11 protein-coding genes and 1 tRNA gene are annotated in these 10,300 nt (G+C 66.8%); 3 read left to right on the top strand and 9 right to left on the bottom strand.

Features of this window, described 5'->3' with window-relative positions:
* Positions 1-329 precede the first annotated feature (329 nt).
* The 8 genes from QQK83_RS17660 to QQK83_RS17625 form a co-directional block, all read right to left on the bottom strand.
* A complete protein-coding gene (locus QQK83_RS17660; protein WP_284266516.1) occupies positions 330-1,013 on the bottom strand; it encodes a metallophosphoesterase in 684 nt (227 codons plus the stop codon).
* Positions 1,013-1,816 (bottom strand): nucleotidyltransferase domain-containing protein, encoded by an 804-nt coding sequence (locus QQK83_RS17655; RefSeq protein ID WP_284266514.1) that lies wholly within the window; start codon positions 1,814-1,816, stop codon positions 1,013-1,015. The genes QQK83_RS17660 and QQK83_RS17655 overlap by 1 nt, the downstream gene beginning before the upstream one ends.
* Positions 1,817-1,911: 95 nt before the next feature.
* On the bottom strand, positions 1,912-2,778 hold the full coding sequence (locus QQK83_RS17650) for a metallophosphoesterase (protein WP_284266512.1): 867 nt from the start codon (positions 2,776-2,778) through the stop codon (positions 1,912-1,914).
* Entirely contained in the window at positions 2,775-3,332 is a 558-nt protein-coding gene (locus tag QQK83_RS17645; RefSeq protein WP_284266511.1) for a metallophosphoesterase, read from the bottom strand. Before QQK83_RS17645 ends, QQK83_RS17650 begins: the two co-directional genes overlap by 4 nt.
* Positions 3,332-3,715: a DUF6634 family protein gene (locus QQK83_RS17640; RefSeq protein WP_284266509.1), complete on the bottom strand. Its 384-nt coding sequence runs from the start codon at positions 3,713-3,715 to the stop codon at positions 3,332-3,334. Before QQK83_RS17640 ends, QQK83_RS17645 begins: the two co-directional genes overlap by 1 nt.
* 167 nt (positions 3,716-3,882) lie before the next feature.
* The gene (locus QQK83_RS17635; protein ID WP_284266507.1) at positions 3,883-4,158 is read right to left on the bottom strand and encodes a hypothetical protein; all 276 of its coding nucleotides are present in this window, start codon (positions 4,156-4,158) and stop codon (positions 3,883-3,885) included.
* Positions 4,133-4,942, bottom strand: coding sequence for an AAA family ATPase (locus tag QQK83_RS17630; protein WP_284266505.1), 810 nt, complete (start codon positions 4,940-4,942; stop codon positions 4,133-4,135). Before QQK83_RS17630 ends, QQK83_RS17635 begins: the two co-directional genes overlap by 26 nt.
* A gap of 520 nt (positions 4,943-5,462) precedes the next feature.
* Positions 5,463-5,536 (bottom strand) — tRNA-Ile (locus tag QQK83_RS17625).
* A 109-nt stretch (positions 5,537-5,645) separates the two neighbouring features.
* Between QQK83_RS17625 and QQK83_RS17620 the strand changes: the two genes are divergently transcribed.
* From QQK83_RS17620 to purN, 3 genes are all read left to right on the top strand, one after another.
* On the top strand, positions 5,646-6,044 hold the full coding sequence (locus QQK83_RS17620) for a hypothetical protein (protein ID WP_284266503.1): 399 nt from the start codon (positions 5,646-5,648) through the stop codon (positions 6,042-6,044).
* Between the two features lie 69 nt (positions 6,045-6,113).
* Positions 6,114-7,160 (top strand): phosphoribosylformylglycinamidine cyclo-ligase, encoded by a 1,047-nt coding sequence (gene purM / locus QQK83_RS17615; protein ID WP_284266501.1) that lies wholly within the window; start codon positions 6,114-6,116, stop codon positions 7,158-7,160.
* Complete coding sequence (gene purN / locus QQK83_RS17610) at positions 7,157-7,747, top strand: phosphoribosylglycinamide formyltransferase (RefSeq protein WP_284266499.1); 591 nt, start codon at positions 7,157-7,159, stop codon at positions 7,745-7,747. Before purM ends, purN begins: the two co-directional genes overlap by 4 nt.
* 106 nt (positions 7,748-7,853) lie before the next feature.
* Here the strand turns inward: purN and tkt are convergent, their stop codons facing one another.
* Positions 7,854-9,869 (bottom strand): transketolase, encoded by a 2,016-nt coding sequence (gene tkt, locus QQK83_RS17605; RefSeq protein ID WP_284266497.1) that lies wholly within the window; start codon positions 9,867-9,869, stop codon positions 7,854-7,856.
* Positions 9,870-10,300 lie beyond the last annotated feature (431 nt).

The raw sequence follows: 10,300 nt of genomic DNA, 5'->3' as shown, positions 1-10,300 counted from the left end.
AACCTCCTGTCTGACGATTGAGAAGGTCCCAAGCGTCAGACAGGTCGGACAGATCGCAAAATGCGCATCGTTACGGCAGGCTCACTCCATCAGCCCAATGCGCCAATGCCGCGGAGCGGCTTCGTCCAAGGGCCGGGCCAGGACTGCAAGGTCGCGCCCGGCGGAAAGCAACCACAACCAAACGCCGATCTCACTCTGGCTGCCGGAACTTACATCAGGTCGATGCATCCCGCCTCGATCCGTGCCCGAGTTTCAGCATCGCTCAATTCGGACGGTCGCCCAAGCGACACGTTCCGGACACTGGTCCCGCCGATCTGAACTGCATGCAGCTAATGGGTATGCCCGTAGAGCCAGCAGGACGGTCGCATCTCACTGATGAACCCGGTCAGATCGCTCCCATAGGCGTGGCGGAGCGTGCCGGTTGTCCCCAGTTGGTCTAGGATCGGCGCGTGATGCGTCACGACGATCGTGGGGCCGTCATGAGGTCGCGTCAGTTCCCCGCGCAGCCATGCGAGATGTTGCTGATGGATCGCCCGCGTGCGGCCTGGCGTGGCCCGGCGATACCCTGATCCCGCAATGCGGATGTAGCGATAATCGTTCATCCCGCGCTCGAGATCGGCCGCGATGATGTCAGGGTGGATCGTCGGGTGGATCAGGTCAGTCCAGAGGGTGCAGCACAGGATGCGGGCCTGCCCGAGGGTCAGGGATCGGCACTGGGCGTAATGCGCGCCTGCGGTGGTCACGATCTGAGCGAGGCGGTCCTCACCGTCGAGGACGTGGTCATAGAAACAGTGATTGCCCGGGAAGACCTGAACCCGGTCGAGTGGGATGTAACGGCCAATCTGCCCAAGCGCCGGGGCCAGCCGGACCTTGGGCTTGTCGACCACGTCACCCGCAAGGATCACCATGTCGAACTGGTCGAACGATCCGGTCGGCATGAGCGCCAGAGGAATGCGACGGGCTGCCGTCCACTTGTCGAGATGAAGATCGGCCAGAACGAGGAGCCGGGGCATCACTCAGGCTCTCCCGTAACCAGCACGCGCAGCGGTCGGATGCTGCCATCGACGATGACCTTGATCCGTTCGGCGAAGGCCGCGTCATAAATGTCGGCGAAATGAACATCGGCCATGACCCCTTCTTTTTTGGCCAGATCCTCTATGGCGTCCCAAAGCTGCCTGCGGGCGTCGTCGGGCAAACCTGTCTCAGGCAGGAACAGGTCGAGATCGGACCGACCACGCACGCGTCCCTCGGGAAAGGACCCAAAAAGGACAACTCGCCTGCCGAGGCTGTCGCAATGACCTTTGATGCGCGCCCAGGCCTGTTCGAGTGCCGCGCACTGCCGGGCCGCATTGGCCTGACGTCTCTCGTGGTCTGCCGTGAATTCGGGATCAGGCGGGCGGCCGTCGAACAAATAGCCGGCTGCAAAATCCGCATTGAGCGACCCCATGAGGGCTTCAAAGCCCGGCACCAGATCTCTCGCCATGGCCAGCTGCGCCTTCAGGCGCTCCAGCACTTCTTCCTCGGGCAGGTCGAGGTTGGGACAGGACGGATCAAGATCGAGTTCAAGAAGCTGCGCGCCGAGATCGGCGGAAAGGATGGGCCGCCGCCCTTTGCCCGCCCCCTGCAGCTGACGCAGCGCCGCTGCATACCAGTCATCCCCATCGGGCAGGCTGCCGTCGAGCTCAAGGCAGAGTGTCTTTACGAGGCCGGAGACCCCGCGGCGAATGCCGAACATCGCCTGAGTGCGGGCCCTGACCTCGATACGGACGCGCAGGTCGGTCGAAAGACCTTCCGTCAGCCGCTCGTCCGCCTCCATGCCCATCTGCCTTGCATGAGCCAACCGGGCCCCTAGCCCGTCAAGGCGCAGCTGGACGGGCAGAAACTCCGGCGCGCGACACCCCACGGTCCCCATCATCCCAGCACCCGGGCCAAATCAGTGACCTCATCGAAGGCCCCACGCGTCCATTCGAACGGATAGCCGATGGACACGCAGCGGACATCGGTCTTGCCCACCATCGCCCGGCAGCGCCTGTGGGAATGCCCGAAGAGCCAGAAATCGGGCTGCGTCTCAAGGATCAGGTCATCGAGATCTGAATGAAAGGCCGGGGTCAGGCTGTCGATCGCGCCGGCCGCGGTTGCGCGGCTTGGCCCGTGATGGGTGACGACGATCGTGGTGCCTTCGGGCCCCGCGAAATGCGGAGCGCGGAGCCGCTCCTCGAGCCAGGCGCGATGATCGTGATGAACGCGGAGAACATCCTCGGGCAGGATCTGCCGGTTATGGCTTGCGATGGTGCCAAGGGACCGGCCTGTAGTGATCTGATGGTAATCGTTCAGCCCTTGGCGCGCGGCGCGCGCATCGAGCTCCGGGGTGCCGTTGAGCGCGAAATCCGTCCAGAGCGTGCAGCAGAAGATGCGGACTGTGCCGATGCGGATCTCTTCCTTTTGCGCAAAGCGCATCCCGGCCCGCCTCGCGATAAGCCGCAGTTCGTCATCCCCGTCGAGGCTGAAGCGGTAGTAATCGTGGTTGCCGGGGATGATGACGACCTTCTCCGGCAGGACGTATTCCGCGATGTCGCGCAGGGCCATGGGCCAGTTCCACGTCGGATGGTTGGCGATATCCCCGGCAATGATCAGGAGGTCCGGGGCGTTTTCCATAATCCATGGTCCAAGACCGGTTTCCTCGAGCACCCTTGCCCCAAGGCGCCCCCAAGTGTCGGCATGGAGGTCACCATGGACAAGGATACGGGGCGTGCGGCCCATCATGACTTGATCGGTCATTCCAGATCACTCCTCGGTTCGACGGTGCTCCAGAGCGGATTGACGGGTAGGGTGGCGGCCCTGCGCTTGATCTCGGCAAGGCCGACCGGCCGATAATCCCAGACATCCACGCAGACGTTCACGCTGTTGCGCGCGCCTCGCCAGTTGTTGTGGACATGACCGAAGAGCTGCAAGGCCCCGTGCCGCGCCCCGGGGAAGGTGACCATCGGGTAATGGCAGAGCGTCAGCGCCGTCTCTCCGGCGACAATCTGGACAAGGTCATGGACGCTGGTCCAGCCCGACAGCTGGGTCATCCAGGGCTTGTCGTGGTTGCCACGGACGAGGTGCTTGCGGCCCGGGATTGAGGCGAGATAGCCCTCGAACCGCTCGGCGCGGTCGGGTCCTCCAAAGCCGAAATCTCCGATCACCCAGAGATCGTTGTCCGGCGTCATGGCGGCCTGCATCCGGGTCAGGATATGGCTGTCCATCTCCGCGATCGAGGCGAAGGGACGGTTGCAGAAACCGATGATGCGGGCGTGCCAGAAATGCGGGTCGGCGGTGAAGAGATGGGCCATTACCGGGTCCCCTCGAACAAGGGTTGTGCCGCGATCAGCAAGGTGAGTTGCGCCCGCAAAAAGGCATCGACCGCGACAGGGTCGGGGTTGAAAGCGCCACGCGTTAGCTCTTCGACGGGGCGCATCGCGCCGAGGCGATACCAGCGCGACCGGGTGCGGGCGATGCCGCGCGCCGGGTCGAGATGAACCAGCGGACTGGTCACGATTGCCTCATTGTCGGCGAAGTCGGGGCTGTCTTGCACCACACCCGCCAGCGCCAGACTGCCGTTCCACAGGATCGTGAAGGACCAGTTCCGCAGAAGCGGGCTGGCCGCGATCTCGTCGGGCGATGGTCCCGCCAGCACGGCGGCAGAGGCATCGGTCATCTTCTTGTTGAAGGTCATTGGTAGGTTCTCCTCATTCGAAATCAGATCTTGCAGGTGCGGCCCGGCAAGCCGCCGGGGCCGTGGACCGCCGCAGCCCTCGCAGGTCGCGGAGGTCTCGGTCTTTGCGAGGCCAGACGGCGACAGCACCGGGTCGGCCGTTGTCGCCATCGGTCCGTGCCAGCACCTCAGCTGAAGGTCGGCATCTCCCCGAGGGCCTCCAGATCGTCGAGGATCCGCAGGATGCCGCGCAGGCAGAGGTCGATGTGGCCGTCGGGCAGCGCCTGCATGAGGGCGCCCACCACATCGAGGGCGCCGTCGTCCATCCCGCGCTTGCGGACCTGCCGCGCGGCGAAGTCGAACAACTCGCACCGGGTCAGGGCCCGCAGGAACACTACCCTGCAGCGGCTGAGCAGCGGGCGCGATATGTGCCGGATGTCATTCGAGGCGAGGATCCAGTTCACCCGGGTCAGGTCGAACTGCACCGCGAAATACGGGCATTCCCAGCGACAGGCCGATACGGGTTCCATCATCCCCAGAAGCGAGGTGATGACGGAAGTGCTGAACCCACTCGTGGAATACACGACCCCCCCCCTTCTCGACCTCGTCGACGAAGACCACCGGGCTGGCGATGCGCTGCGCGAGAATGGTTTCCACCACCCGGCCAGGCGTTGACCGGCCCCAGTTCCGGGTCGATCCCGCGAGGCGGAACCCGTCCGTGCCTGCGCCCAGATCGATGGAGAGTTCGGGCACGCCGCTCATCGTGGCAAGGCTGCGCGCAAGACGCGTCTTGCCAACCGAGGCCGGGCCGTCGAGCAGCAGGGGGCGGAACCGAAGACCGTCACCGCGCGCTGCGGCCAGCCGCATGTCGCGCCAGATGTGTTCGATGGCCTGCCGCATCCAGGGCATGTCCTCGAGCAGTTCCGCCGCGATCTCGTCGGCGCGGTGGTCGGTCGCGGGGCCCTGCAGGCTGATGCCCTCGAACACGGCGTTCAACTGCTCCCAGTCCTCTTTTTTGAGGTTTGGGTTCTTCTGCGCCTTGCGCTGCGCCTCGTGCAGCTTCCGGGCGCGGCGGCCGATGCGGTCCCAGTCAGGGCGGGGGACGGGGTCGAGCATGGATTCCGCATCATCATCAGCGGCCTTGCGGCGCCGCAGATCGGCGAGGAATCGACCGAGGCGTTTCTCGATCTCGTTCGTCGGAGTAGGTTGCCGTCGCAGGCCGGGGGCGAAGTCGAAGGGTTTGGGCATGGGGATATCCTCCGCGCTGCCGGACTCACGGCTGGCGCGTTCCTGGAAATGTGCATGTCGGGTGAGGCTGGTCCGCGCGTTCAACGCGGACAGGGGCAGCCTATCGAAAGGCGGCGTGGCAAGACGCTTGGCGCATTGGCCAGCGCCGCGAACACGCGCGGGGCACCTTTTGCGAGGAGGAGATGGGAAAACATGGAAGGCAATTTCGGTCAGCAGGCAGCTATGACCCGGCTCTCTAGGTCCGAGTCGCGATCGTCAGAGAGACGTGCCTATGAGCTGAATGCGTTCCATGGGGCGAGGAAGCATGGCGCTGGCATTCCTGTCAATCCGCTCCTGCTGAGAAGGAGCGGCCTGCGACCATGGCGGTCATGGCCCAGGCGCCTCCGCGCACCAACAGGCCTTAGGTGCAAAATCAATGACTTGGAAGGGGGTGGCAGAAAATACCCCGAAGAAGACTCGCCCAAACGCCCCGTTTGGCAAAGTTGCCCCCGCCAGAACAAACTGATTTTTGGTGATGCGGTAGGCCCGGAGGGACTTGAACCCCCAACCAAAGCGTTATGAGCGCTCTGCTCTAACCAATTGAGCTACAGGCCCGCCGAACCCACCGCTTACCAGACCGCCCGACACCGTCAAGCACCGTGGTCTTGCCCGGCGGGCCGGGCTGGCCTATTGCCGGGTCCATGCCTGCCGGAAAGGGCCCGTGATGCCGTCGCTGTCTCATCTCGCCTTGCGTTACCTGCTGTGGATCATCGGCCTGCGTGTCCTGTTCGGGGTTCTGCAGCAGCTGGCCGGGGTTCCCGACGCGCTGGCCACCGGCGTGATCCTCGCCGCCGCCCCCATGGCCGAGATCGCCATGCAGGCCGTGCGCCGGGCGACGCGGCCGCTCGGGCTGCCCGATTGGGCGCGGATCTGGGGCCTGTGCCTGGGGGTCTTCGTGCTGGTGCAGGTCGTGCTGCCCGCGGCGATCCTGCCGGGCATGCGCGCTGCGCTGGCCACCGCCGACGGCCTTGGCCAGATCGGGCTCGTGGTGGGGGCGACCGCGGTGATGGGGGTGATTTTCCTCTGGATCGGGTCGCGTGCCGCCACGGGGCCGGGCCGGTAGACACGTAGCACATGGACGCCGACGCGCGGTCTTGCTAGGGCCTCGCGCAAACGCGAGGAGAACACGCCCATGACCGACCGCAAGAACGGCCTCACCTATGCCGAAGCGGGTGTCGATATCGACGCCGGGAACGCGCTTGTCGACCGGATCAAGCCTGCAGCCGCGCGCACGACGCGGCCGGGTGTGATGTCGGGGCTTGGTGGCTTCGGCGCGCTCTTCGATCTGAAGGCCGCGGGCTATGACGACCCGATCCTCGTGGCTGCCACCGACGGGGTCGGCACCAAGCTCAAGATCGCCATCGACACCGGCCTCTACGACACGATCGGCGTGGACCTCGTGGCGATGTGCGTGAACGATCTTGTCTGTCAGGGGGCGGAGCCGCTCTTTTTCCTCGACTACTTCGCAACCGGCAAGCTCGAGGTCGAGGCCGCCGCCCGCATCGTCGAGGGGATCGCGACGGGCTGCGCGGCCTCGGGCTGCGCACTGATCGGGGGCGAGACGGCCGAGATGCCGGGCATGTATGCGCCGGGCGATTTCGACCTGGCGGGCTTCGCCGTGGGCGCGATGAACCGCGGCGCGGAGCTGCCGGCGGGCGTGGGCGAGGGCGATGTGCTGCTGGGCCTTGGCTCGGACGGGGTCCATTCCAACGGCTACTCGCTGGTGCGCCGCGTGGTGGAATGCTCGGGGCTGGCGTGGGACGCTGCGTCGCCCTTCGCCGAGGGCGCGCTTGGGGAAGCGCTGCTGGCACCCACGCGGCTTTACGTGAAACCGGCGCTTGCGGCGGTCCGGGCGGGGGGCGTGCATGCGCTGGCCCATATCACCGGCGGCGGGCTGACCGAGAACCTGCCGCGCGTGCTGCCGGATGGGCTGGGGGCCGAGATCGACCTTGGTGCGTGGTCGCTGCCGCCTGTCTTCCGCTGGCTGGCCGAGGAGGGCGGGCTGGAACAGGCGGAACTGCTCAAGACCTTCAACGCCGGCATCGGCATGGTGCTGGTCGTCGCCGCCGACCGGGCCGAGGCGCTGTCGGGGCTGCTGACCGAGGCGGGCGAGACGGTGCATCGCATCGGTCAGGTCGTGCCAGGCGTGGGCGTGCGCTACGCCGGGGCGCTTCTTTGACGAAGCGCGTCGCGCTCCTGATCTCGGGCGGCGGGTCGAACATGGTCCGGCTGGCCGAAAGCATGACGGGCGACCATCCCGCGCGGCCCTGCCTCGTGCTGTCGAACCTGCCGGGGGCAGGGGGGCTGGCCAAGGCCCGGGCGATGGGCATTCCGACGGCTGTCGTCGATCACCGCCCCTTCGGCACGGACCGCGCGGGCTTCGAAGCCGCGCTGACCGAGGCGCTCGAGGCGCATGCCCCCGACATCCTGTGTCTGGCGGGGTTCATGCGCATCCTGACCGAGACGTTCATCACGCGCTGGCAGGGGCGGATGCTGAACATCCACCCGTCACTCCTGCCGAAATACCGCGGTCTGCACACCCATGCCCGCGCGCTCGAGGCGGGTGACACCGAGGCCGGTTGCACGGTCCACGAGGTGACGGCGGAACTCGACGGCGGCCCGATCCTCGGCCAGGCGCGGGTGCCTGTTCTGCCGGGCGATACACCTGACCGGCTTGCCGCGCGCGTGCTGGAACAGGAGCATCGGCTTTACCCGATGGTGCTGCGCCGCTTCGCCGAAGGCGACAGGCGGCGCATCGACATCTGACCCGCCAGATCCTTGCAAGGATCTGGCCCAAAGCCTTGCAAGGCTTTGCCCACGCCCTTGCAAGGGCGTGGGCGAGAGTTTTGCAAAACTCTCGCGCGCCCCAGCCTCAGAGCAGCGACTTGACCTTTTCGGCCACGGCCTCGGCCGTGATGCCGAAATGCCGGTAGAGATCGCCCGCCGGCGCCGAGGCGCCGAAGCCATGCATCCCGACAAAGCCCGATTTCTCGCGGCGACCGCGCTCGCCGAACAGCCAGCGGTCCCAGCCGAAGCGGATCGCGGCCTCGACGGCCACGCGCACCGGCCCGCCGGGCAGGACGCGCTTGCGGTAGGCCTCGGGCTGCTCCTCGAACAGCTCCCAGCAGGGCATCGAGACGACCCGCGTGCCGATCCCCTCGGCCTGCAGCAGGTCGCGCGCGGCCATGGCGATGGCGACCTCGGACCCGGTGGCCAGCAGGATCGCCTGCCGCTTGCCCTCAGCCTCGGCCAGAACGTAGCCGCCCTGCGCGACAAGGTTCTTCGTCTTGTGCTCGGTCCGCACCGTCGGCAGGCCCTGCCGGCTCAGCGCCAGGACGCTCGGCGTGGTCTTCTGCATCAAGGCCACTTCCCAGGCCTCGGCGGTCTCGACCGCGTCGGCGGGGCGCATGACCAGCAGGTTCGGCGTCGCGCGCAGCATCGCAAGGTGCTCGACCGGCTGATGCGTCGGCCCGTCCTCGCCCAGCCCGATGCTGTCATGGGTCATCACGTAGGTGACGGGCAGCCCCATCAGCGCCGAGAGCCGGATCGCGGCGCGGGCGTAATCGGTGAAGACCATGAAGGTGCCGCCATAGGGCCGCACGCCGCCATGCAGCGCCATGCCGTTCATCGCGGCGGCCATGCCGTGCTCGCGGATGCCGTAATGGATGTGACGGCCCTTGCGGTTCTCTGGGGTGAAGGTGCCGAGATCCGCCGTGTCGGTGTTGTTCGAGCCGGTCAGGTCGGCCGAGCCGCCGATATGCTCGGCAAGGATCGGGTTGATGACCTCGAGCGCCTGCTGGCTGGCCTGCCGGGTGGCCACCTTGGGCGCGGCGTCGGAGGTCTGCTTTTTCAGCGCCTTGATCGTGGCCGACAGCTTCTTCGGCAGCTCGCGGCCGAAGGCGCGGGCGAACTCGGCCTTCTTGCCGTCGGACAGGAGCGCCAGCCGCGTCTCCCATTCCTCGCGGGCCGCGCGGCCCTGTGCGCCGACGCCTTCCCACCACGCCTTCAGATCGGACGGGATCTCGAAGGGCTCCGCGGTCCAGCCATAGGCCGCCTTGGCGGCCTGAAGCTGGGCGGCATCGGTCAGCGCGCCATGGCCCTTGGCGGTGTCCTGCGCGGCGTGGCCGATGGCGATATGGGTCTTGGCCGCGATCATCGCGGGTCGCGCGGAGGCCTTGGCCTCGGTGATCGCGCGGTCGATGTCGGCGGGGTCATGCCCGTCGCATTCGAACACGTCCCAGCCCGCGGCGGCAAAGCGCGCCTTCTGGTCGGTGCGGTCGGCGATCTCGACCTTGCCGTCGATGGTGATGCCGTTGTCGTCGAAGATCAGGACCAGGCGGCTCAGTTCCTGACGGCCGGCCAGCGCGATGGCCTCGTGGCTGATGCCTTCCATCAGGCAGCCGTCACCGGCAAAGACATAGGTGTAATGGTCGAAGAGCTTCTTGCCCCACTTGGCGCGCAGGAATTCCTCGGCCATGGCAAAGCCGACGGCATTGGCGACGCCCTGTCCCAGCGGGCCGGTGGTGGTCTCGATCCCCTTGGCGTGGCCGTATTCCGGGTGGCCCGCGGTGATCGCGCCCAGCTGGCGAAAGTTCTTGACCTGCTCCAGCGTCATGTCCTCGTAGCCGGTGAGGTAGAGCAGGCTGTAGAGCAGCATCGAGCCGTGGCCGTTCGACAGGATGAACCGGTCGCGGTCGGGCCAGTCGGGGGCGGCCGCGTCGAATTTCAGGTGCTTCTCGAAGAGAACCGTGGCGATGTCGGCCATGCCCATCGGCATGCCGGAATGGCCGGAGTTCGCCGCCGCGACGGCGTCGAGCGCCAGCGTGCGGATGCAAGCGGCGCGGCGTGCATGATCGGGGTGTTCCTGGGCGAGGGCGGTGAGGTCCATCTTCGGGGTCCTTCCTGTCTGGCAGCCTTTGGCGCAAGGACCAACAGGGTCGCGCGCGCGTTGCGTCGTCTCATAGCAGAGGCGGGGGGGCGCGCAACCTCCAAGGCAGGCGCGCGTGCCATTTGCCGCCCGGAGTGCCGCCGCAACTTTGGAAGGCCTTGCAAATCTGGGGAAAGCACGGTGTTCTAGGCGCAACGAGACGGGGTGCGCGGTGACGTGCCCCGCGCCGACCAGAGCGGGGGCAACGGCAGAGATGGGCGACAACGCCGAGTTTGAGAAACTGACGATGCTCGAGGCGCGGCTGGCGGCCGCGCTGGACCGCATCGCCGTGGGCCTGGGCGAGGCGCAGGCCATGGCCCGGATCGAGGATCCGGCCTTCACGTCGGGCGCGCTCGAGGACATGCAGATGCGCGTCGAGGCGGCCGAGGCCC

It is taken from the genome of Roseicyclus amphidinii (assembly GCF_030163755.1).
GTDB classification, from domain to species: domain Bacteria; phylum Pseudomonadota; class Alphaproteobacteria; order Rhodobacterales; family Rhodobacteraceae; genus Roseicyclus; species Roseicyclus amphidinii.
This window is presented reverse-complemented; position numbering and strand designations above follow the sequence as displayed.

Excerpts from the sequence above, each read along its gene's own strand:
- QQK83_RS17660 (WP_284266516.1), bottom strand. The coding sequence starts at position 1,013 with ATGCCCCGGCTCCTCGTTCTGGCCGATCTTCATCTCGACAAGTGGACG.
- QQK83_RS17655 (WP_284266514.1), bottom strand. The coding sequence starts at position 1,816 with ATGGAGGCGGACGAGCGGCTGACGGAAGGTCTTTCGACCGACCTGCGC.
- QQK83_RS17650 (WP_284266512.1), bottom strand. The coding sequence starts at position 2,778 with ATGACCGATCAAGTCATGATGGGCCGCACGCCCCGTATCCTTGTCCAT.
- QQK83_RS17645 (WP_284266511.1), bottom strand. The coding sequence starts at position 3,332 with ATGGCCCATCTCTTCACCGCCGACCCGCATTTCTGGCACGCCCGCATC.
- QQK83_RS17640 (WP_284266509.1), bottom strand. The coding sequence starts at position 3,715 with ATGACCTTCAACAAGAAGATGACCGATGCCTCTGCCGCCGTGCTGGCG.
- QQK83_RS17630 (WP_284266505.1), bottom strand. The coding sequence starts at position 4,942 with ATGCCCAAACCCTTCGACTTCGCCCCCGGCCTGCGACGGCAACCTACT.
- QQK83_RS17620 (WP_284266503.1), top strand. The coding sequence starts at position 5,646 with ATGCCGTCGCTGTCTCATCTCGCCTTGCGTTACCTGCTGTGGATCATC.
- purM (WP_284266501.1), top strand. The coding sequence starts at position 6,114 with ATGACCGACCGCAAGAACGGCCTCACCTATGCCGAAGCGGGTGTCGAT.
- tkt (WP_284266497.1), bottom strand. The coding sequence starts at position 9,869 with ATGGACCTCACCGCCCTCGCCCAGGAACACCCCGATCATGCACGCCGC.